Origin of the sequence: Mesobacillus campisalis, assembly GCF_000986785.1 — a bacterium.
In the GTDB taxonomy this organism is placed as follows: Bacteria; Bacillota; Bacilli; order Bacillales; family Cytobacillaceae; genus Mesobacillus_B; species Mesobacillus_B campisalis.
The window spans coordinates 26,993-50,409 of record NZ_LAYY01000003.1; the positions used below are offsets into that span (position 1 = coordinate 26,993).

19 protein-coding genes are annotated in these 23,417 nt (G+C 46.9%); 4 read left to right on the forward strand and 15 right to left on the reverse strand.

What is annotated here, in order from left to right; translation table 11 throughout:
• Nucleotides 1-101: 101 nt before the first annotated feature.
• The 4 genes from WQ57_RS03335 to ltaS all read right to left on the reverse strand — a co-directional run bounded on the left by WQ57_RS03335 (nt 102) and on the right by ltaS (nt 4,961).
• The gene (locus tag WQ57_RS03335; protein ID WP_046522316.1) at nt 102-860 is read right to left on the reverse strand and encodes an iron ABC transporter ATP-binding protein; all 759 of its coding nucleotides are present in this window, start codon (nt 858-860) and stop codon (nt 102-104) included.
• Nucleotides 854-1,804 carry an iron chelate uptake ABC transporter family permease subunit gene (locus WQ57_RS03340; protein ID WP_046522317.1) on the reverse strand — a complete coding sequence of 317 codons (951 nt, stop codon included), beginning with the start codon at nt 1,802-1,804 and terminating at the stop codon, nt 854-856. Before WQ57_RS03340 ends, WQ57_RS03335 begins: the two co-directional genes overlap by 7 nt.
• The gene (locus WQ57_RS03345; RefSeq protein ID WP_046522318.1) at nt 1,797-2,747 is read right to left on the reverse strand and encodes an ABC transporter permease; all 951 of its coding nucleotides are present in this window, start codon (nt 2,745-2,747) and stop codon (nt 1,797-1,799) included. The genes WQ57_RS03340 and WQ57_RS03345 overlap by 8 nt, the downstream gene beginning before the upstream one ends.
• A 186-nt stretch (nt 2,748-2,933) precedes the next feature.
• Nucleotides 2,934-4,961: a lipoteichoic acid synthase gene (gene ltaS, locus WQ57_RS03350; RefSeq protein WP_046522501.1), complete on the reverse strand. Its 2,028-nt coding sequence runs from the start codon at nt 4,959-4,961 to the stop codon at nt 2,934-2,936.
• A gap of 600 nt (nt 4,962-5,561) precedes the next feature.
• Between ltaS and WQ57_RS03355 the strand changes: the two genes are divergently transcribed.
• Nucleotides 5,562-6,611 carry a lactonase family protein gene (locus WQ57_RS03355; protein WP_046522319.1) on the forward strand — a complete coding sequence of 350 codons (1,050 nt, stop codon included), beginning with the start codon at nt 5,562-5,564 and terminating at the stop codon, nt 6,609-6,611.
• Between the two features lie 82 nt (nt 6,612-6,693).
• Here the strand turns inward: WQ57_RS03355 and WQ57_RS03360 are convergent, their stop codons facing one another.
• From WQ57_RS03360 to WQ57_RS03380, 5 genes are all read right to left on the reverse strand, one after another.
• Nucleotides 6,694-7,923 carry a S1C family serine protease gene (locus tag WQ57_RS03360; protein ID WP_046522320.1) on the reverse strand — a complete coding sequence of 410 codons (1,230 nt, stop codon included), beginning with the start codon at nt 7,921-7,923 and terminating at the stop codon, nt 6,694-6,696.
• Nucleotides 7,924-8,143: 220 nt separating this feature from the next.
• Nucleotides 8,144-9,556 carry a sensor histidine kinase gene (locus WQ57_RS03365; protein ID WP_046522321.1) on the reverse strand — a complete coding sequence of 471 codons (1,413 nt, stop codon included), beginning with the start codon at nt 9,554-9,556 and terminating at the stop codon, nt 8,144-8,146.
• A complete protein-coding gene (locus WQ57_RS03370) occupies nt 9,546-10,250 on the reverse strand; it encodes a response regulator transcription factor (protein WP_046522322.1) in 705 nt (234 codons plus the stop codon). Before WQ57_RS03370 ends, WQ57_RS03365 begins: the two co-directional genes overlap by 11 nt.
• A gap of 60 nt (nt 10,251-10,310) precedes the next feature.
• Nucleotides 10,311-11,504 carry an MFS transporter gene (locus tag WQ57_RS03375; RefSeq protein ID WP_046522323.1) on the reverse strand — a complete coding sequence of 398 codons (1,194 nt, stop codon included), beginning with the start codon at nt 11,502-11,504 and terminating at the stop codon, nt 10,311-10,313.
• A gap of 43 nt (nt 11,505-11,547) precedes the next feature.
• Entirely contained in the window at nt 11,548-12,804 is a 1,257-nt protein-coding gene (locus WQ57_RS03380) for a DUF445 domain-containing protein (RefSeq protein WP_241481472.1), read from the reverse strand.
• Nucleotides 12,805-13,055: 251 nt separating this feature from the next.
• Between WQ57_RS03380 and WQ57_RS03385 the strand changes: the two genes are divergently transcribed.
• Complete coding sequence (locus WQ57_RS03385; protein ID WP_046522324.1) at nt 13,056-14,210, forward strand: PP2C family protein-serine/threonine phosphatase; 1,155 nt, start codon at nt 13,056-13,058, stop codon at nt 14,208-14,210.
• Between the two features lie 42 nt (nt 14,211-14,252).
• On the opposite strand, the gene zupT is transcribed toward WQ57_RS03385, so the two are convergent.
• The 5 genes from zupT to WQ57_RS03410 form a co-directional block, all read right to left on the reverse strand.
• Complete coding sequence (gene zupT, locus WQ57_RS03390) at nt 14,253-15,059, reverse strand: zinc transporter ZupT (RefSeq protein WP_046522503.1); 807 nt, start codon at nt 15,057-15,059, stop codon at nt 14,253-14,255.
• A 253-nt stretch (nt 15,060-15,312) separates the two neighbouring features.
• Nucleotides 15,313-16,122, reverse strand: a complete 810-nt coding sequence (locus WQ57_RS03395; protein WP_046522325.1) for a CheR family methyltransferase — start codon at nt 16,120-16,122, stop codon at nt 15,313-15,315.
• Nucleotides 16,123-16,135: 13 nt separating this feature from the next.
• A complete protein-coding gene (locus WQ57_RS03400; protein WP_046522504.1) occupies nt 16,136-18,922 on the reverse strand; it encodes an ATP-binding protein in 2,787 nt (928 codons plus the stop codon).
• Nucleotides 18,923-19,027: 105 nt separating this feature from the next.
• Complete coding sequence (locus WQ57_RS03405; RefSeq protein ID WP_046522326.1) at nt 19,028-19,558, reverse strand: chromate transporter; 531 nt, start codon at nt 19,556-19,558, stop codon at nt 19,028-19,030.
• Entirely contained in the window at nt 19,555-20,118 is a 564-nt protein-coding gene (locus tag WQ57_RS03410; RefSeq protein WP_046522327.1) for a chromate transporter, read from the reverse strand. The genes WQ57_RS03405 and WQ57_RS03410 overlap by 4 nt, the downstream gene beginning before the upstream one ends.
• A gap of 256 nt (nt 20,119-20,374) precedes the next feature.
• Here WQ57_RS03410 and WQ57_RS03415 point away from each other — a divergent pair, with 256 nt between their 5' ends.
• Both WQ57_RS03415 and WQ57_RS03420 read left to right on the forward strand, forming a co-directional pair.
• A complete protein-coding gene (locus tag WQ57_RS03415; protein ID WP_046522328.1) occupies nt 20,375-20,905 on the forward strand; it encodes an NfeD family protein in 531 nt (176 codons plus the stop codon).
• Between the two features lie 12 nt (nt 20,906-20,917).
• A complete protein-coding gene (locus tag WQ57_RS03420) occupies nt 20,918-22,459 on the forward strand; it encodes a flotillin family protein (protein WP_046522329.1) in 1,542 nt (513 codons plus the stop codon).
• A gap of 44 nt (nt 22,460-22,503) precedes the next feature.
• Here the strand turns inward: WQ57_RS03420 and WQ57_RS03425 are convergent, their stop codons facing one another.
• On the reverse strand, nt 22,504-23,160 hold the full coding sequence (locus WQ57_RS03425; protein WP_046522330.1) for a potassium channel family protein: 657 nt from the start codon (nt 23,158-23,160) through the stop codon (nt 22,504-22,506).
• Nucleotides 23,161-23,417 lie beyond the last annotated feature (257 nt).

The following is a 23,417-nucleotide window of genomic DNA, read 5'->3' on the forward strand; positions in this document are numbered from 1 at the left end:
AATCATAACTGCCAAAAGGCTAACCATTGGTTAGCCTTTTGATTTTAATAAAACATTAAAAAAGCTGTCTGGAAGTTCCTCTCCCAGACAGCCCGATTTTATTATGAATAAAAGACGCAAATCCTCTCGGCATCGATTTCTTCAATCTTAAAATCCATGTCGTATACTTCGTTTAATACTGATGGTGTGATAATCTCGTCTGTTGTTCCCTCTTTTATGACTCTGCCATCCTTCATGGCCACAATATAGTCGGAGTAGCATGAAGCGAAGTTGATATCATGGATGACAATCACAACCGTCTTGCCCAGCTCATCAGCCAGCTTGCGCAACACCTTCATGATTTGGACAGAATGCTTCATATCAAGGTTGTTCAATGGCTCATCGAGCAGCACATATTCCGTATCCTGGGCAATGACCATCGCGATATAGGCCCTCTGCCTCTGCCCGCCGCTCAATTGATCAAGATATTTATGCTGAATATCTTCAAGCTCCATATAACGGATGGCTTCTGCAACAAACTTGCGGTCTTCCTTCGTAAGCCTTCCCTGCGAATACGGGAACCTTCCAAAAGAAACGAGCTCCTTCACTGTAAGCCTGATGTTAATATTATTGGATTGTTTCAGAATCGAAATCTTTTTCGCCAACTCATTGCTCTTACAGCGGGTGACATCCATCCCATCGATGTAAATCTCCCCTTCATCCTTGGCAATCAAGCGGCTGATCATGGAAAGCAGCGTACTTTTACCTGCCCCGTTCGGCCCGATAAAAGAGGTAATCTTTCCTTTTGCAATCTTTACGGATACGTCATTAATCACATTCTTATTGCCATACACTTTAGAAACATGTTTAACGTCTACCATGATTTACTCTCCTTTAACAGCAGATAGATAAAATACACTCCGCCAATGAAATTGACGATGACACTTAATGTAGTAGTGAAAGTAAACACCCGCTCAACAATCAGTTGTCCGCCAACCAGCGCAATAATTGAAATGAAAACGGCCCCGATAATCAATTGAGTGTGCCTATACGTATTCAGGAACTGGTGCGCGACATTGGCCACCAGCAGCCCAAGGAAGGTAATCGGTCCAACAAGTGCCGTCGAGATGGACACCAGCACGGCGATAATGATTAACAGCCTTTTAACAACATGGTCATAATCGATTCCGAGATTGACTGCCTGGTCCTTCCCTAAGGAGAGGACATCCAGGTATTTGAGATACCTGATTGAGTACAGGGTGATTAAAATGACCGCCACTGTGGCTATCAGCAGCAAATCTGTTTTTACATTGTTGAAGCTGGCAAACATCCTGTCCTGGACGACCAGGAATTCATTTGGGTCGATCAGCACCTGCATAAACTCGGTGATGCTCCGGAAAAAGGTGCCGAAGATGATCCCCACCAGCAAAAGGAAATAAATATTCTGGCCGCCGCCATGGAACAGGAGTTTGTATAAGAAACCCGCAAACAGAACCATGAAGCCAACCGAGATGACAAAATTAATATTTTCGTTCGTGACAAAAAAATTCATCGACCCGAAAGCGAAAATCAGAAAGGTCTGAATAAGCAAGTATAAGGAATCAAGCCCGATGATGCTCGGAGTCAATATCCGGTTATTTGTAATGGTCTGGAACACCAGCGTGGCAAAAGCAATGACGGCGCCTGTCAAAACTATGGCATATACCTTTTTGATCCGCCTTGGCAATGCATAATCCCAATTGCTGCCCAAATCGATAAAAATGAATGCCGCTGCCAGCGCAATGGAGATGACAGCCAATATTGCCAGTTTACTTTTATTACTCATACGCCTTTCTCCTCATGATCATATAAAGAAAAATACCGCTTCCGATTACCCCGACAGTAAGGCCGATCGGTATTTCATATGGATGAATGACAACCCGGCCAAAAATATCACAGGCCAGTACAAATACGGCTCCAAGCAAGGCGGTATGAGAAAGGCTGTTCTGCAGATTGTCTCCGCGGTACATCGTAACAATATTCGGGATAATCAAGCCAAGGAACGGTATCATGCCGACGGTCAGAACAACGGTGGCTGTGATCAGCGCAACAATGACCAAGCCAATGTTCACAACCTGCTTGTGATTCAGCCCAAGGTTGACGGAAAATTCTTCCCCCATGCCGGCGATTGTAAATTTGTTGGCATAGAGGTAGGCTACTGCCACGAGCGGGATGCTTATGTATAAAAGCTCGTAGCGTCCCTGTATCATGGTTGAAAAATTGCCCTGAAGCCAGGAAGACATATTTTGGATCAAATCATTTTTATAGGCAAAGAAGGTCGTAATCGAACCAACAATGCTTCCAAACATCATACCGACAAGCGGGATGAAGATGGCATCCTTATACTTCACCTTCTCCAGCAGCTTCATAAAAATGAATGTGCCTAACAAAGCAAAGAAGAAAGCAACAAGCACTTTTACAAGCGGACTTGCAGTCGAGAACAGCATCAGCGATACCAGAATCCCGAATCTTGCGGAATCTTCTGTACCAGCCGTTGTAGGCGATACAAACTTATTTCTTGTCAGCTGCTGCATGATCAAGCCGCATATGCTCATTCCCACCCCCGCCAGGATGATGGAAACCAGTCGCGGAATTCGGCTTACCAACAGGACATGTGCCTGGGCTTCCGTTAAGCTGAATAGGTCCAGCGGCGATATATCCTGTACACCCAGGAACAGGGAGGTAACCGCCAAGATAATGAAGCCAATAATCAAATAAATGAGTTTCATAGCAATTCCCTTACTCTTTCACTTTAATCCATTATAAACATTTAGGCATACGAAATTGCCTTCTATTAAATGATAATGATTTTCAGTGTCATATGTCAATGTCAATTTTGTGACAGTGGAAATCTTTTTAAAATAACTTAAAGAAATAACCAAAAAGGAGCTGCAAAATTGCAGCTCCTTTTTGATTTATTGAACCTTTTTATCTCCTGCTGATTCAGATGGCGCTCCCGCTTCAGCTTCATCTTCAGCTGGTTCTGTCGGTTCGGCTTCTTCTTCATCCACAGGCAAAGGCTCACCATTGGTATACTTATAGTCGGACCTATCGACAGGAGTGAAGTTCTCGGGTGTATAGAAACGCAGCAAGTCTCCGTTGACAACCCGGTCGGAGAGCTCCAGCTGCTGCCGGACAATTTGCTTCAATTGGGCAAATTCTTCCGTTTCTTCAAGCAATTCACCTGTTTTAGGGTCATAGTACTTTTCTTCCACATAGGTTACAGACGGACTCACAAAATCTCCATTGCGGAAAGCAACAAGCTCCCGGTGCCCTTTTGAAAGCAGGTCGGTTCCAAGGTGCACATAATCCCCGGAGTCGATGCCCAGAAGGTGAAGCAGAGTTGGCAGCAGATCAATCTGCCCGCCAAACGTATGGTTCACTCCGCCTTCAAGCCCTGGAGTGTGAATCAAGAGAGGTACTTCCTGCAATTCTGCCGACTTGGCAGGAGTCACTTCCTCACCAAGGACGGTCTCCATCGCTTTATTATGATTCTTGGATATTCCATAATGGTCGCCATACATGACAATAATCGAGTTATCGTATAATCCAGATTCCTTCAGGTCAGCAAAAAGCTGGGCCAGTGCCTCGTCGGAATAACGGGCAGTCTGGAAGAAGTTATCGACCGACCTGTCACCTGTCACATGTGGAGCCAGTGTTGCATGTTCCTGAGGCATGGTGAATGGATAATGGTGGGTCAGCATAATGAATTTTGAATAAAACGGCTGCGGCAGTGACAGCAGCAACGGGATTGATTCCTTGAAGAATGGTTTATCCATTAAACCATAGTTTGTTACATCTTCCGGCTTCATTTGGTAGTAGCTGGAATCAAAAAACCTGTCATAGCCAAAAGACTTATAGATTTCATCACGGTTCCAGAAAGACCTGGTATTCCCATGGAATACAGCGGAAGTATATCCTTTTTCCTGGGCAAGGATCGCCGGTGCTGCCTGATAGGTATTCAGGCCCTTCATCGAAAAGGCCGAACCTTGCGGCAGGCCGAACAGCGAGTTTTCAAGCATGAACTCGGCATCAGCCGTTTTTCCCTGTGCTGTCTGGTGATAGAAGTTATCGAAATACAGGGTGTTCTTGTCTCGAGTCAATGAATTCAGGAATGGAGTCACTTCTTCGCCATGCAATTCATAATCAATCAGGAAATTCTGGATGGACTCAAGATGGATGTATATGACATTCCGGCCCTCGGCAATCCCGAAGTATTTTGGGTTGGGCTCGGCGAATTGCGATTGCGTGTAGTTGATGACTTCCGTGATATCATTGCTGTCGGCCATAACACGCTGGGCGGAGGCCTTTGTGCTCTGAACCGCATCATAAATCGTATAATTGTACATTCCGAGATACTTGACAATATAGTTTCGGTCAAAAGTCCTTGTCAAAAGCTGAGGACGGTCTGCTTCCGCCATGCCAAGATTGGCGCTGAAAATGCCAAGGCCCAAGAGCATGACTGCAAAGGCTTTTCTGCGGCTGTATGAAACCGGGCTAATCTTAGGCCAGCTTTTCTTCGTCAAGACGGCCAGGATGATCCAGTCGATGAAGAAAAGAAAATCATACGCTTTGAACAATGACGGAATGCTGCTGCTGACATCTCCAAAGTTCTGTGTCTGGAAAAGAGTCGGAAGCGTAATGAAGTCATTGAAGAATCGGTAATATAGCACATTTGCATATAAAAGGAAGCTCAGGACAAGATAGATGAATAAAAGTCCTGTATACTGTTTTTTCCCTTTTCTGAACATGGCCAGTCCGAGGAAAAGAACGGCCGAAGCCAGCGGGTTAAGGAACAGCAAGAACGCTTGGAATGAACTTTCAACACCCAGCTTGAATTGTGTGAGCTGGACGGCATACGTTTTTAACCAGAGAACGAGAACGGCTAAAAAGAAAAAGCTCATAAAGTTTTTCATGTTCAGCTTAGCTATGATGCTTTTCATTTTTTCACCTGCTTTTTTTATTAGTTTTATCAGAAATTCCTTGCTGATGAAGGAATCTTTGTTAGTAAGCCTCAGAAGATATCTTGCTACAAAGATACAATATACTCCTGTTTTGTTAAATTGTAAAGAGGCATTGGACTTAGCATGATGTGAAATCATTGAGCCGATCCCGGCTTGTACTGATTCGTAGGGATTCCTATAACTATGTCTTATTTTTTAAAAAAATAACCAGCTGTACCCGAACCCCCCTGAATAATTTTACATAAAAATATAGTATGGAAGAAAGTTGAGGTGATGAAGGGTGGGGCTTCTAGACGCGTATAACGAATGGAAAAACTCCAGGTACCAGCGTCATATTTTCCTCATGGAAGACCGGAACAATTGCCCAGACTGTTTTGGCAAAGGCTACTTCGTTTTTCCTGTCAACGAATTTGTCTATAATGTAACCCCTATGGATTGCCAAGGGTGCAATGGCACCGGTACATTCACAGAGTGGACAAACCGCCAATAGATGCAAGAGAGCTTAGGTCTGTGCAATTGCTGTACAGGCCTTTGTTTTGGTGTAATAATATTACATAAAATAATTTAAGGAGGACTACAATGACATCCAGCAAACAATTCCAAGGCTTTATTGGTACATACACAAAGGGCGGCAGCGAAGGGATTTATTCCTTTGCCCTGGACAGCGGGACAGGCACAGTTTCCGGCCTGAAGCTTGCCGCCAAATTGGATAACCCAACCTACCTGACTGTCTCCCAGGATAATCAATTCCTGTATGCAGTTGCCAAGGAAGGCGAGTCAGGCGGTGTCGCAGCTTACCGAATCCTGGAGGATGGCAGTCTTGAGCCGATCAATTCGGCTGTTTCCGAGGGTGCGCCTCCCTGCCATGTGAGTGTTGGCAGTGGAACTGGGGTCTTGGCCGCAAATTATCATAAGGGAACCATTGAGCATTATCCATTGAATGAAGATGGCAGCATCCAGCCTCCTTCTTCCATCGCCAAACATGAAGGCTCGGGTCCGGACCCAAGGCAGGAAAAGGCCCATTCCCATTTTGCCGGGAATACTCCTGATGGTAAATATGTTATTGCCGTTGAACTGGGCATTGACCAGGTAATTACCTACAAACTGGACAATGGCCAATTAAGCAAGGCTGCCGTGCTAAACACTAAGCCTGGCAGTGGCCCGAGACATCTGGTATTTCATCCTTCTCAGCCTTTCGCTTATGTGATGACAGAATTCAGTTCGGAAGTGCTTGTCCTGGAATACAGCTCTGAAGACGGCAGCTTTGAACAAATCCAGAATATTTCCACCTTGCCTGATACGTTCACGAAAAATAACCAGGGAAGCGCCATCCATATCTCATCAGACGGAAAGTTCATCTATGCCGGGAATCGCGGCCATGACAGCCTTGCCATTTTCCGGGTTGATCCTGATACATGCAAGCTCCGCCTGGTCGAGCGTGTCTCAACTGAAGGAAATTGGCCGCGTGATTTCGTGCTTGATCCTTCAGAAAAATTCCTGGTTGCTTCCAACCAGAACTCAAGCAACCTTGTTGTTTACTCGAGGGATAAGGAAACCGGAAAACTCACCTTGCTGCAGAGTGATATTTCCGTTCATGATCCGGTTTGCGTGAAGTTCCTCCATTATTAAAGCAGTAGAAATATAGACGAAAAAAAGAAAAGGGTGTCGTAGTTTGCGATCGAACTTCGACACCCCTCCTTTATAGAAAGTACTACGCTTCAGCGTTTTTCGAGGACAAACTAACGTTTATGTCGGCTGCTTTTCCACCGCGGTATATTTTTAGCTTTACTTCGTTTCCAATTTTCCCCTTGGAATACATATGCTTTCTTAAGTCTGCCGAACTGTTGACCTCTTCTCCATTAATCGACACAATGACATCCTGCTTCCTCAATCCTGCCTCTGCTGCAGGAGATTGCGGGTCAACATAAGTGATCATCGTTCCTGCTTCGACATCTTCAGGCAGGTTTTGCCTATACATTTCCGGGATTTGGGCTAAATCTGCAAGGCTGACTCCTAAATATGGGCGCGCTACCTGTCCGGTTTCAATCAGTTCATTGATAATGGGCAAAACATCATTGCTCGGAATCGCAAAACCCAATCCCTCCACTCCGCTCTCGGAAATTTTCAGGGAGTTAATCCCGATAACCTGTCCAGCAGTGTTGATTAAAGCACCGCCGCTATTGCCTGGGTTAATCGCCGCGTCCGTCTGAATGACATTCAGCTCCCATACTCCTGCGGACGTGGATACTTCTATTCCACGGTCGATGGCACTGACTATTCCTTGTGTAACGGTCCTTGACAGATCGAGGCCAAGCGGATTTCCAATGGCCAATACCTGGTCGCCAGGCCTTAGCTGCGATGAATCGCCAAATTCAATGGTATCTTCGACATACTTCCCATCTATTTTAATGACAGCCAGATCGGTCAAGGCGTCCGCCCCAACCACCTCTGCATCCGCTTTCTTTCCATTATATAGTGATACTTCAAGCTTGGATGCTCCTTCAATTACATGGTTATTTGTCACAATAAAAGCATCTCCGTCCTGCTTTTTAAAAATGACTCCTGAGCCTGACCCGCTTTCCACATTTCCCTGAGTTCCTGGGAATGGAAGGTTCTGGCTTTGGTTTTGGATATTGACAATCCCTACGATCGCTTTGGAAGCATTTTCGACAATATCTGCTAAAGCTGGTGTGCCATTGGCTGAAACAGGTACTGTTTCAAGGGATGCAGCATTTTCCACTTGGCTTGTACCCCCAGCTGTTTCATCAGCCTTCACTCCTAACCCTTGGGTTTCAGACACTGTTACAGCTCCGAGGGTAAGAACTGAACCAACCACACCGGCTGTGACCATGGAAAGAAAGTTTTTCCATCCCCCAGCCTTCCTGGGCTTCCTCAATGGTTCTTCATTGTAACTGTTGGATTGGTTTTCAATATCGTTCATCACATTTCCTCCTTCGGCTATCACCATAGCCTTATAGTAGACCGGAAATATGAACAAATTATTACCAAAATGCAACCAAGCTATTAAAAAGAAAAGCCCAATGAACGGTGCCTGACCCCCGGCGCGACAACGCATCACCGCTGTGCTCCGCCGGGGGTCAGGCACCGTTTGTTGCTTTAAAGGAGAAAAGCTGCAGGGGACAATTCCTGCAGCTTTTGTCTTATTTTTGTGGAATGGGGATTTTGATGGTGAATTTGGTGCCTTTGCCTTTTTCGCTTTCCACCTTAACTGCCCCATGATGCAGCTGGACCAGCTGTTTGACTATCGACAGCCCGAGACCAAAAGCACCGTATGGATTTCCCGTCCTTGAAAGATCGGCTTTATAAAAACGGCGCCAAATCTTTTCAATTTCCAAAGGGTCCATGCCAATTCCGTTGTCTTCGATCTCAATGACTGTTTCGCCGGCTTCCATCCTGCCTCTAATCGCTATCCTGCCATTCTCGGTAAACTGGATTGAATTCTTGGCAATATTGATCAGAATTTGCAGGATGCGGTCATAATCGGCGTAGACGGCTGCCCCCGCTTCTGTTTCAAGCATAATTTCATTGCCCCGCTTTTCCGCCTGTAAATCCAACTGATCTTTCAATATTTCAAATAATTCGTCCAGTTCGATTTTTTCTATAAAGAGGGTAACCTGATTGGACCTGATTTTTTCATAATCCAGGTTTTCGTTTACCAGCCTGATCAATCGCTTTGTCTCTTTGCCGACAAGTTCCAGGCCCTTTTCTTTTTCCGCTTCGGGAATCAAATCATTTCTTAATCCTTCAATCATCCCATTGATTGTCGTAAGCGGGGTGCGCATTTCATGGGAAACATCGGCCATGAACTGCCTTCTCCGGTTTTCAAGACTTTCAATCTCTTCCATTGATAGATTAAGCTTTTCGACCATTTGATTGAAATCGTTGGCCAGTTCGCCAATCTCGTCAAATTCAGAAGCAGGTGTCCGCACTGTGTAATCGCCTGCCGAAACCAGGGAGGTCGCATCCTGCAATTTCTTGATCCGGTTTACATGGACCCTTGACAGCACCCAGCTTAACAACAGCGCCACACCGAGGGCAATCAGGGCTGCATACAGCAAATAGTCATTAATGTCGCTGATCATCTCCTGGTTTCCCTGAATTGGCGAAGTAAGCAGGATTCCCCCGACAAACCTTCCCCCCACAATATAGGGCAGCGCGACGAGTGAAACGTCCTGGTCGTAACGTTTCAGGTCATATTTGATGACAATGGGCCGCCCCTCCTGAAGGGATTGAAGCTCCTTTTGGGTCAGTTCAATGGCAGGTCCTCTCCAGCGGATGGGATTCAGGAGATTCATATGCTCATCAAATACGCTGAACTGGATATCCCTGCCGAATAATACTCTCGCATATTGGTTGATTACCTGCTCCGGCCTCTCACTCCCCCGCTCCAGGTCCTTAAGAATATTTTCGCCATAGCTGATCAACTCGTCTGTTTTATTCTTATAGACCAATGTTTCCACATACTGCACAAACAGCAGGCTTAAAACAACAAAAGCCACCAGCAGGACACTGATATGGCTGAAAAGCAGCTGGTAGAGATATTTAACCTTCATCGATGGCCACCGACTCATCAAACTTATAGCCTACTCCCCATACCGTATGGAGATAGGGATTCTCGGGCGTGCCAATTTTATTTCTTAACCGCTTGACATGGACATCCACCGTTCGTTCATCACCGTAAAACTGGTAGCCCCACACCCGCTCAAGCAACTGCTCCCTTGTAAATACCTGGCGCGGATGCTGAGCAAAAAAAGCGAGCAGGTCAAATTCTTTTGGTGTCAGATTAGGCACCGGGGCGCCATCGAACATCACTTCCCTCGTATCCTTCTCTATCCGGAAATGCCGGGTCTGCAGCGTATTTTTGTTCCCGCCGTCACTGCCGGCCTTCTGGTACCTTCTGGCCACCGCTTTTATTCGTGCCATCAGCGCCAGCGGGCTGAACGGCTTGGTTACATAGTCATCTGCACCCATTTCAAGTCCAAGGACCTGGTCGGACTCGCTGTCTTTAGCCGTCAGCATGATGATCGGTACTTCACTGTTTTCCTTCCTGATTTTCCGGCAAAGGGAAACCCCGTCCATACCCGGCAGCATCCAGTCCACAATGAGCAGGTCCCATCCGCCATTCCTGAACTCTGTATAGCCGGAAAGCCCGTCATGCACAAATTTCCCCGTTATTCCTTCCTTTAAAAAGAACATTTCAATCATTTCACATACACTTTCATTATCTTCGATCACAAGAATTTTCATGGTATCTTCCCACCCAATCAGACTTACTTGGTTTTTAATAATAGCCGGGGGCTGCCGGCATCAGGCTGCTTGCCTGCTTTTCACAATTAGATACACATACAGAAGAATGGAAACCAACACCGAGACAGCCGAAGTGATATAGATGCTTGGATAGCCCCAAATGTGGCCTATCTGGCCAAATGTAATGGCACCGATCCCCACACCAAGGTCAAAGGAGGAAAAGAACGTCGCATTTGCCATCCCCTTTCGGTTGCGCGGCGCCTCCTCCACAGCCCAAGCCTGCAGGGCGGGCTGGAGCGAACCAAAACCAAGTCCATACAGGGCAGCGGCAAGATAAAGAACTCCGCTGTTTGGCAGCCATGCAAGGAGGAGCATCGCGGCCAAAATCAATCCTGCTCCGGGGATGAACACCGCCTGATGCCCTTTGCGGTCATACAGTTGGCCGGCAAAAGTCCGGGAAAGCATCAGGAAAATAGCAAACATCAGGAAATACCATTGAATTCCGGCCACCTCTTTCTGTTCCGCATACAGGGGAAGAAAGGCGGCAATCCCGCCAAATGTAACCGTGATAAAAAACAGGAGCATGGAAGGCTTCAGTGCGGTTTTTTCGTAAAAATCCCATTTAACGTTTGCAGCCTTCTCCGCCTTCCCTTCCACTTTCTTGTAAGTGATTTTCGAAGCCATAAGCAGAGCGGCAAGTCCAAGCCCGGAACAAATGAAAAACAGCTCCCGAAATGTGAGAACGCCCACAAGCCCAAGTCCTAGCGAAGGACCGATGGCCAGGGCAATATTTCCCGAGAGCCCATAATAGCCCATCCCTTCTCCGCGCCGTTTTGCGGGAATCAGATCGGTCGCAATGGTACCCGAGGCGGTCGTGGAGAACCCCCAGCCAATCCCCTGCACAATCCTTAATGCAAACAGGAGGAACATGCCTGCTGCAAATCCGAATGATCCGACAGACAGCACGAAAATGGCGAGCCCCGCCAAATAGACACTTCCCCTGCCTCTTGATTCAAGCGCATGCCCGGCATATGGACGGATTAACAGGGCGGAAAAGGTGAATATCCCGACAACAAGTCCGATCAGCTGGTCATTTCCGCCAAGATGTTCGACAAAAAGTGGAATGGTCGGCAAAGTCATTTGAAAGCCAAGGAAAATGAAAAAATTGGCCAGGCATATCAGGATGAAGTCCTTGCTCCAAATTCTTTCCTTTTGCCCCACTTGCTTTTTCTGTTTCACCAACTGTTCACCCATCATAAACCTTCTCTCTTAAGTTATGGCTTTCCCTGAAACGAAATCAGTAAACAGCCAGCTTGAATACAGTCAGGAACACGCCGATTATAAAACCGCATAATGCTCCGTTTACCCGAATCCACTGCAAATCTTTGCCAACATTGTTTTCCAGCATCGCTATCAAGGTTTTTGTATCCAGCTTATCAAGGTTTTCCTTAACCAGCATGCCGATTTTGGAGTGGTTCTTTTCAATCGCTCCCGCTGTCTGTTTATGGATCCAGGCCTCGATCTTCGCTGTCTTTTCAGCATCTGATTCAATCTCATCCAATAAACGGATTATAACCGGTACAATTTGGGATTCCACAAATCCTTCTTCCCGGAACATCTGCAAAATGCGTTCTTGCGCTTGTTCCAGCAGGCCGCTGATTTGTTCATTCAATTCCATTTCTTCTACCAGCTTATTCTTCCACCCATTGATTTCTTCCATAAGCTGCTCCCTGTTTTCAAGGCCGGAGAGTTCTTTTCTGATCCAGTCCAGGATTAATGCCCGATAGCGATTGTCAGGCTGGCTGACATTCCGGATCCTGTTCAAAATGAACGCTTGCATGATTTGGCCCATTTTATCCTCATTCACCAAGGAACTGAAGGATTGGATGGCGAACTTCAGGAGTCCGTCCGCTTCAGTGGTTTCAATCAGCTGTTTTCCGAGCCGGCCCATGGTCTGCTTTGCTTCCCTTGTTGCAGCCCACTTCCCTGTCTCTTGCAGAACATAGTCGAAAGCAGCTTCTTCGTACCGGCGGGACAGGATTGCCGCTGCTGCTGCCTTCAGGATCCGGTCCGCCCTTACGGAAGAGAGGTAGCCTTTCAGCTCCTTTTCTATAAAAGGTGCTAATTTCTGCAGGTCGATTCTCTCAACTGTCTCAAGCAGCAGCCGGTGGATCGCTTTTTTGACTTGCTCTGTCTGAAGTTCGCGCCGGATGATTCCAAACAATTTGTCCGTAATGCGAATCTGCTTAATTTTGTCCAGGATGCTGGCCATGGTCAGCCACTCCTCTTCAAGCATCCGGATCAGAGATTTTGTCAGCTTTTCCCGATTTCTCGGAAGCAAGGCAGTGTGCGGAATAGGCAATCCCAGCGGGTGGCGAAAAAGGGCGGTGACAGCAAACCAGTCAGCCAGTCCGCCGACAAGCCCCGCTTCAAATCCTCCCTGTAAAAGCCTTCCCCATAGATGCTCCTGAAAAGGAATGGTCAGCAAAAAGCCGGCCGCCATCACTGCAAGTGAAATACCAGCTAAATATCTTGATTTTTTTTCTTTTTTCACTATAACTCTCCCTCAGGTCAAAATCATTTCAAGTAATTATATTATTGTACAGATTTCCTTCTTTTTCAAACAGCGAACCTTATTTCCTCCTTTATTTTTACAATTGACAGAGCACCTGCTATAAATCTGTGCCTCTTTCCCTGTTGAAAAGATAAATCAATCTATGGGAGGTTTTCTTTTAAGTATGATAGGGTATAAAAAACAGGATATATACATATAACAGCAGACTCAATATAAAAGGGGTAAGGGGAATGGGGATTTTAATTGTCGATGATAACCAGGTTAATCTGTTTGTCATTGAAAAAATCTTAAACCGGGCAGGGTATAATGATTATAAATCGTTCAAATCCGCAATGGAGTTGTTCGATTACCTGCAAATAGACCATCCAACCCCGGTTGAAAAACCGGTTGATTTAATTTTAATGGATATCATGATGCCCGAAATCGACGGCATTGAAGCATGCCGGAGGATACAGGAAACACCACATTTAAAAGACATACCGATCATTTTCGTGACAGCGCTTGAGGACTCAAACAAAGTTGCCGAAGCTTTGGATGTCGGGGGGCTTGATTATGTGATGAAGCCCATCAATAAGACAGAACTGCTTGCACGCATGCGTGTGGTGCTGCGCTTAAAAGCAGAGAAAGACTGGCATAAAAAGCAGGATGAGAAAATCCGCAATGAACTGGAATTATCCATGCAGGTTCAAACAAGCATGCTAAGCGAGCCCATCCTTCATGACCATATCCTGATGAAAGCTTCCTACTTGCCGGCCAATACACTTGCAGGAGATATGTACTATTGGTACAGGATTGACAAGCACAGGTATGCGGCCATCATCCTTGATATGATGGGGCATGGAATCTCAGCCTCACTTGTCTGCATGTTCATTTCTTCCGTGCTGCGTGATTCCATCCACAGCTGTTCTGACCCTGAATATGTGATGGATGAACTGAACCGCTGGATGCATACCCTCAATTCACGCAACCACCACATTCCTTATTATTTCACCGCAATCTATACCGTGATTGATACGCAGAAAAAAACGGTAGAATACGTCAACGCGGGACATCCAGCCGGCTTCGCCCTTATCGATGGCAAGGAAGTTGTCGCCCTTTCTGACCGTACCTGTGCCGTGGGGTTTTTCGAGCAAATTCAGGTTCGGAAAACAACACTTTCTTATCAACACACTCTTCAGCTGCTTCTGTTTACGGATGGAGTTGAGGAGGCAGTCGCCAGGCATGGACAGGAAAGCGGCTTTTTGGAAGCTGCCGCCTCTTCCCTCCTCCCAGCCGAAGGGGAACCCATTGATTGCATCCTGACCAGAGAGCATCAAACACACGCCTCCGATGATATGTGCGTTGTGCTCATCCAGGCAGGAAACCATCTCACAGAAAACCTATGATACATACAAAAAACGCTTGGAACCTTCCAAGCGTTTTTGCCATTAGATGAACAGGAGGAGGCTTAATGCCATTACAGCCATCCCGCCAATCAGGCCGTAAATGGAAATATGGGCCTCATCGTATTTCTTTGCGGCAGGCAACAATTCGTCAAGAGAAATGAATATCATGATCCCTGCTACGGCGGCAAAGATAATCCCAAACATGACGTCATTCAGGAAGGGCATCAAGAACAGGAAGGCAACCAGTGCCCCAATTGGCTCCGACAGCCCTGACAGGAAGGAAAGCTTGAATGCTTTTTTCTTGTCGCCCGTTGCGTAATACACCGGGACAGAAACAGCAATCCCCTCGGGAATATTGTGGATGGCAATGGCGATGGCGATGGCGACGCCAAGCGCAGGATCCTGGAGGGCGGATGTAAACGTGGCGATGCCCTCAGGAAAGTTATGGATTCCTATGGCCAAAGCTGTGAACGTGCCCATCTTCAGCAATGCCGGGTCATTGGCTGCCTGGCCCTTATTCATATCCTCCACTTTCTTTAATTCATGCGGATTGCTCTGTTTGGGAATGAATTTATCGATCAGCGCGATTAACAGCATCCCGCCGAAAAAACCTCCCACCGTCCACCAGTTTCCCGGAACTTCCCCTAAGGCCCCGGTCAGTGCCTCACGAGCCTTCACGAATATCTCCACCATCGAAACGTAAATCATGACCCCCGCAGAAAACCCAAGGGCTAGCGATAAGAATTTTGTATTTGTCCTTGATGTAAAGAAAGCAAGAAGGCTGCCAATCCCTGTAGCCAAACCAGCCATTAAAGTCAGCCCGAAGGCAAACAAGATGTTCTCCGTCACTGGATTTCCACCCCTATATTTAATATCAAATTTTTGATTCTGGTTCATTTTATGCACGAAACTAAGAAAGTTTCCTATAGGAAACATTTTAACCATTGGCTAACATTGCGTCAATCATTAAAAAATTTCGGCAACAAGGGGTGAGGACTTATTTTTATGATGGTTCCATACATTTAAAATTATTTTGCACTTAAAAGAAAAGAGCGTGAAACAAGTTGTTTCACGCTCTTTTCAGCTTTTCTGCAAGTGCTGTTCACTTTTTATGATAAATCTTTTCTGCAGGAAAAAAATCATTAAAGGATCCTGCCATCTCCGGCCGGATCGCTTCCTTGCTTCCGAGGCCCAGGAAACCGCCGGAAGCGAGGCTTTCACCGAAAAGGTCCATCACTTTTGCCTGAAGAACGGGATTGAAATAAATCAATACATTACGGCAAATGATCACATGAAACTCATTAAAGGATCCGTCTGTGACAAGGTTATGCTGCGCGAACATAATACCTTTCAACAGTTCAGGATCAAAGTAGGCGAACTGGCTGTCCGTCTGGTAATATTCCGAAAAAGAACTTTTTCCGCCTGCCTGGATGTAGTTTTTCGTATATAATTGCATTTTTGTCAGGGGGATGATCCCTTTCTCAGCCCTTTGCAAGACCATTTCATTCATGTCGGTGGCATAAATTTTCGCCCGCGGGCCAAGTCCTTCTTCTTTGAGTAAAACGGCCATCGAGTATGCCTCTTCCCCGGTAGAGCAGCCGGCATGCCATATCCTGATTTCAGGAAGGCTGTGAAGCTGTGGGACCACTTTCTCGCGGAAAGCCTTAAAGAAGGAAGGGTCCCTGAACATCTCTGTAACATTAATGGAAAAGTCCTGCAGCAGCTTCTTCAACGTTGTTTCGTCTTCTATCACTTTTTCAGTCAGTCGGCAAATTCCGGGAAGCTGTTCCAGACGGAGCCTGTTTTGAACACGCCTTAAAATGGACGATTTCATATACTGCCTGAAATCGAATCCTGACAAGCGATAGACTGCAGTAAGCAATAACTCTAACTCCAATTCTTCCTTATCCATAAGATTTCCTCTTTTACTCCTTGGTGATCCAGACTCTCATGACAGATAAAAGCTGGTCCAGCTTAAGCGGTTTGCTGACATAGTCGGAGGCGCCTGCTTCAAGGCATTTTTCCCGATCGCCTTTCATTGCCTTTGCTGTCAAGGCGATAATTGGGATGTCTTCCCCTTTTTCCAGCCCGCGTATCTTCTTCATAGCCGTATATCCGTCCATAACCGGCATCATGATATCCATGAGAATGATATCAACCTGATCTGCCTGACTTAATAGATCGAGGCACTCCGATCCGTTCTCTGCAGTCAATATGTTCATGCCTTCTTTTTTGAGGGCATTGGTCAGCGCGTAAATATTCCGGCGGTCATCATCAACTACTACCACCGTTTTACCGGCCAAAAGGCTGACTGCCTCAACTTCCGGTCCAGCTTCGCCGGCATCGGGGATGGTTTGTTCGTCTGCCGAGGGTCCAGGTGCCATTTCCACAGCCGGGGCCACTTCCTCGTTCACCGGGATGTACGGGTATTCACTTTCTTCCGGAAGGCCATCAGGCAAGCTTGGGATATAAAGGGTAAAGGTACTTCCTTTTCCCTCTTCGCTTTCCACTTGAACAATGCCCCCGAGAAGCCGTGCGAATTCCCTTGAAATAGATAAGCCGAGCCCCGTACCGCCGTATTTTCTCATCGTAGTGCCATCGCCTTGGTGGAAAGGATCAAAAATCATTCTTTGCTTGGACTGACTGATGCCAATTCCGGTATCCGCTACAGACACTTTCAGCCAGTCATTTCTCTCCGTCCATTTTGGCAGTCTTTGAAGCTCTGATAGGCCAGGGCGTTCAACATTTACCTTCACCGACCCTTCTTCGGTGAACTTAAAGGCATTGGAAAGCAGGTTCTTGACAATTTGCTGGAGCCGCTGTTCATCTGTATGGAAAACGTCGGGCAAATCCTCGCCAGTGCTTACAGTAAATTCAAGATTTTTGTGTGAAGCCAGATGGGCAAACAGCTGACCGATTCGATTGCCGAAATCCCTAATATTCACCTCATCAAATGAAACATCCAGCTTTCCGACTTCTACTTTTGAAAGATCGAGGATATCGTTGATTAGTTCAAGAAGGTCCTGGCCGGAAGAATGAATAACCCTGGTAAATTCCTTCTGTTCTTCGGTAAGTGCCTCTTCTTCGTCTTCCGTCAGCATTTCCGACAACAAGAGGATGCTGTTTAATGGCGTTCTCAGTTCATGGGACATATTCGCAAGGAACTCGGACTTATAGTTAGAGCTCAATTGAAGCTGGCGCGCTTGTTCTTCAAGTTCTGTCTTTGCTTTCTGAAGCTCTGCCGATTTTTCTTCGGCATCCCTTGATCGCTCTTCAAGCTGCTCATTGATCATGCGCAGCTCTTCAGCCTGCGTCTGCAGTTCTTCGGACTGGGCCTGAAGCTCTTCAGACTGGGATTGAAGTTCTTCCGTCTGCGCCTGTGACTCAAGCAGCAGCCTTTCGACCTCCATCCTTCCAAGGATATTGGTCACCGCAATCCCCAAGGTTTCCAGCACCTTTTCAATCAAGGCTTTTTCAGGCTTGGTGAAGTGCCTCAAGGCGGCCAGTTCCACAACAGCCACCACTTCATCCTTCACGATGACCGGTGAAATCAGGATGCAGGCTGGCACCGCTTCTCCGAAAGCTGTTTTGACAGGTGTGAAGTTCCCTGGCACCTCCTCAAGATAGATGCTTCTGCCATCACGGGCACATTGCCCCACAAGGCCTTCCCTCTCCGGGATGGTTCCCCTTGCCGGTGTTTCACCGCTGTCTGCATAGGATGAGATTTTTTTAAGAATCGTACCGCTCCTGTCGCCATCCATCAGGTAAAAGGCACCAAGACTTGCACCGGATAGAGGAGCGAGCTTGGCCAGGAAGCCTTCAGCCAGTGATTCAACCTCCGTGCTTTTATGGTAGAGATTGATAATCTCGGCGGACTGAGTCTGAATCCAGTTCTGCTCCGCTATTTCAGCCGTATATTTCTTTTCCTGTGCATGGTAATTTTCAAGAGACGCCGCCATCATGTTAAAGGATGAAGCGATTTGCCCGATTTCATCATTGGTTTCCTGCTTCAGGCGCGGGATTTCTGAAAGATTATCATAATCAATCGCCCTAATTCCCTCTGTAATGCTGATAAGGCTGCGGTTGGTACTCCTGATCACCCACAGAGTGGCAGCAGAAATCAGGATGATGGCCGCCGCCACCGCTGTCACGAGCGAGGCGATAAGCTGGCTGTAGGCTTCATTGGAGGATTCCAATGCCTCGCCTATCAAGCCTTCCTGATAATCCCTGAAGCTGTTGAGCCTTTCGAACAGCTGGCTGCGTGCAGCATTTTCAGCATTATAGATGGCCATCATCTCATCCGGTGAAGCCCCTGCGGACAATCCGGCAAGAATTCTGATCTCCATGGCGGCAAAGCTTTCATACCCTGCCTTCACTTCCCTTAATAACCTCTTTGACTGGTTTTTGTTCAGCATGCCTTCAAGCTCGGAAATATTTTCACGGATATTGCTTGACAGACCATTTACATCCGTAGCTGTAAGTGCTCCGCTTCCTTCCTCACCTTGCATCAGCGCCTGAAGGATCCTCCTGTCCGATTGAAAAATATCCTGCCTGATTTCCATTGCCCGGTTGACTTTGTCATAGCGGTCCTGGACAATTTCGAGCATATTGGATTTGATGGTGCTCGTCAGGGCCAATATGACAAAAAGCAATACAAATAAAAAGAAGATGGTCAGCCCCAAAGCAATAAACTGTTTCTTTTTAAAAGCCACTTGCATCTGCCTGCTTTCTATAAGAATTTAACATTTTCATTCCGTTAATCATAAAAACTTTCACAACCATGCAACTATACCATAAAAGGAAGGCCAGCGTCGCTCCTATGCGAGGAATATGGCTCCATATATCATAGCACCGCCAATAACATATGCAGGATGGACTTTTAGTTTTTCCATTAGTATATAGCTGAGCCCTCCAATGAAAATCGTCTGCCATGCTCCTGTGCCTTTATAGGAAGAAAAAAAGAAATCATAAGTCATCACTCCGAGCAGGACCGCAATGACCGGCCTTATAACGATTGTCAGCCGCTTTACCTTCGGCGAGTCCTTATATTTCATCAGCAATCCCAGCAGACCAATCATCAGGATCAGCGATGGAGCTACAGTAGCAAAAACCCCTGTTGCCGCTCCAAGGATTCCGGCTTGTTCATAGCCAATATAACCAGCCATTTTCGTGGCAATCGGGCCGGGAAGCGCATTCCCAAGAGCCAGCACTTCACTGAATTCCTTTACGGTGAGCCAGCCGTAACGGCCGACTACTTCATTTTCAATCAGCGGAATCGAGGCCGGTCCCCCTCCATAGCCAAGGATTCCGGGAATGAAAAACGCCCAAAAAATTTTCAAATAAATCATGACTCACTCTTCCTCTTCCCGGCTGCATTTCCTCTTATAAGAAGAGCTCCCGCAAGCAAAACAAAAATAAGGATGGCTGGATGAAGCCCCATAGGCTCAAGGAGCGCAAAACTGCACATAATGAACACGGCAGTCCATTTCCAGCCAAGTTTTGACTGGCCAGATTTTTTGACAAAATCCCATGTAAGCGCGCCAAGCATCACGGCGACCACGGGAACCACCGCTTCGGTCATCCCATGCACCCAGGGCTCATCTTTATAGGCATTCAGGCTGGTTAACAGCAAGACCATCATGATGATGGTCGGCACGATGGATGCTGCCAGAGCATTGAGCATCCCTGGCAGCCCTCCGACACGATAGCCGATATATCCCGCCATTTTAGTGGCAATCGGGCCGGGAAGCGCATTTCCAAGAGCGAGAACATCACTGAACTCATCCGAATTCATCCATTTATATTTGTCCACCACTTCTTTATGTACCAACGGAATGGAAGAAGGACCGCCTCCATAGCCAAGCAGGCCCACCCGAAGAAAAGCCATGAAAATATCCCTTTGCCTCATAGAAACACCTCTTCTGTATCAATCTGTTCACTTCCTCCCTATTCTATCGGATATAATCCTCAAATTAAACGAATTTGCCGGACTCACCTATAATTCTTCTCTCCACCCTTTTCCAAAACCACCTAAAATAGTAAAATATTTATATATATTGAATCTTTTCCTTATTTTTCCCCGTATTAAGATTATCAGATAAGAAGGAGGGCAGGAAGACGGGGAGGCTTTGGGGCTCAAAAGAAAGAGCAAAGGAAGATGAAGGATGCATCTATTTGGAATGCCTTTGGAAACCATTTACTTTTATGCACTGGTGGTTGCAGGAGCCCTTACGATCCTGTATTTATTATTCGGCGATTTGCTCGGCGCCATGTTTGAGGGGTTCATCAACCCTACACTGATTTTTTCTTTCGTTACTTTGTTCTCGGCCATAGGCTATCTGGCTGAGAAGCTCACCTCTTTCCACAGCATCCTGATAGCCGCTGTTTCAGCAGTCATTTCGTTTATTTTAGTCGCGTTATTGAACATTTTTGTCCTCATCCCGCTTTCAAAGGCTGAAGAATCGCTTGTATATAGAGAAAGCGACTTAAGAGGCCGAACTGGCATTGTTATTACAGCTGTACCAGAAGACGGATTTGGCGAGGTGCTGATTGACAGCATCAGCGGCCGGATTTCCAAGCCTGCAGCAAGCTTCAATAAAAAACCGATTGCCAATGGACAAAAAGTACTGGTCATCGATGTCGCCGATGGGGTGCTCGAAGTCGGCCTTTACGAAGAAATGGAAAGTTTAATTTAGGGGGAATGTTGAATGGAACTAGTCTGGATTGTAGGAGCTTTTGTCCTTTTCCTGATTCTCGCATTGATTGCCGTTTTTATCACAAAGTACAAAACAGCAGGACCTGATGAAGCATTGATTGTGACAGGGAGCTTCCTTGGCAGCAAGAACGTCCATGTCGACGAAGCCGGGAATAAAATTAAAATCATCAGGGGCGGCGGCGCCTTTATCTTCCCTGTGTTCCAGCAATCCCGCCCGTTGAGCCTGCTATCGAGCAAGCTGGAAGTGACCACTCCGGAAGTATATACCGAGCAGGGGGTTCCCGTCATGGCCGACGGAACGGCCATCATCAAAATCGGCGGTTCCATTAGCGAAATTGCGACGGCGGCCGAGCAGTTCCTCGGCAAAACAAAGGCTGACCGTGAAAATGAAGCAAAAGAAGTGCTCGAAGGCCATCTCCGTTCGATTCTTGGTTCCATGACTGTTGAAGAGATTTATAAGAACCGCGATAAATTCTCCCAGGAGGTACAGCGTGTTGCCTCCCAGGATCTCGCCAAGATGGGACTTGTCATCGTGTCTTTTACCATAAAGGAAGTGCGCGATAAAAACGGCTACCTTGATTCCCTCGGAAAACCGCGGATTGCCCAAGTCAAACGGGATGCAGATATCGCGACGGCAGAAGCGGACAAAGAAACCCGCATTAAAAGGGCGGAAGCCGATAAAGATGCCAAAAAGGCGGAGTACGAGCGGGCGACGGAAATTGCGGAAGCCGAAAAGGTAAACCAGCTAAAGATTGCCGAATACCGCCGTGAACAGGATATCGCCAAGGCCCGGGCAGACCAGGCCTATGACCTTGAGACAGCTCGTTCCAAGCAGGAAGTGACAGAGCAGGAAATGCAGGTTAAAATCATCGAGCGCCAAAAGCAGATTGAACTGGAAGAGAAAGAAATCCTCCGCCGGGAGCGCCAATATGACTCCGAGGTCAAGAAAAAGGCGGATGCAGACCGCTACGCTGTCGAACAGTCGGCATCTGCCCAGAAAATGCGGGAAATGGCCGAAGCGGATGCAAATAAATACCGGATTGAAGCAATGGCCAGCGCCGAAGCAGAAAGAGTGCGGATGGACGGCTTGGCAAAAGCGGAAGCACAAAGAGCGCAAGGTGAATCGGAAGCGGAAATTATCCGCCTGAAGGGACTTGCTGAAGCCCAGGCCAAGGAGAAGATCGCTGAAGCGTTCGAAATGTTCGGCCAGGCTGCGACACTCGACATGATTCTGAAGATGCTTCCTGAATACGCCAAGCAGATTGCGGCTCCATTGGGGAACATTGAGAAGATCACTGTCGTTGATACCGGCGGCAGCGGTGCAAACGGCGGCGCCAATAAGGTGACGGGATACGCAACCAACCTGATGGCCGGCCTCCAGGAGAGCCTGAAAGCTTCCTCCGGCATCGATGTTAAGGAACTGATTGAGAATTTCTCCGGAAAAAGTGCTGTAAGGAACCCGATTGACTGGCCGTCAAGAGAATACACGAACAGTTCATTGCCAACAGAAACCACGCCTGTAAAACAAGATTAGACAATTAGATAAGTTGAATGAGCTGCCGACCTGATCGGCAGCTTTCAGTTTATATTGGAGAATTTCTCCAGGTCGGTATTTTCCCCAACCACGAAAAGCACATCGTCCATTTTAAGCGTTTCTTCGGGCCCGGGCGCGATATTAATTTTATCCTTTTCCTTTATCGCCACAACAATGACATTATGGTCAGCCCGCAAATCCAGGTCCTTGAGGGTCTTTCCTTCCATGCTTTTCGGTACCTTGATCTCCTCTATGCTGTAATCATCGGCAAACTCAATAAAGTTGAGGACATTTGGAGAGGCCATCAGCTGGTGGGCGAGCCTTTCTCCCATATCCTTCTCCGGAAAAATCACCTTGTCGGCCCCAATCTTCGACAGTACCTGGCCGTGATGCTTATTCAGGGCCTTGGCGACCACATTGTTTACGCCCAATTCTTTCAGCAGCAGCACAGTCAGTATGCTCGATTGGATGTCATCACCAATGGCAACAATCACGGTGTCAAAATTGCGGATGCCCACTTCTTTCATCGTTGCTTCATCCGTCGAGTCGCCAATCACGGCATACGTCACGCTGTTTTTATAATCTTCGATTTGTTCCTCATTTCTATCGATGGCAAGGACCTCATTCCCGGCATTATAAAGTGTAGCCGCTACACTCGAGCCAAACCGGCCCATGCCAATTACGGCATACTGCTTTTTCATGGCCGTTTCCTCCTATGATCTTTTCATTCCCAGCCTCAAGGCAGGAAAGCAGTTGTATCACTTATGTTCTTACCTCTTTTCGGAGAATTGTAATCATACTCCCCCAATAGCTTGGTAGAAAGGCTGTGAATTTTAGATGAATTCAATAGCGCATATACGTGAAGTATGGAAGCACAAGGGCAATGCATGCTAATATAAACACGATCACCGCCCCCCCTTTATTTTTCTGTTTCCATAATGACCATGCGAATCCCGAG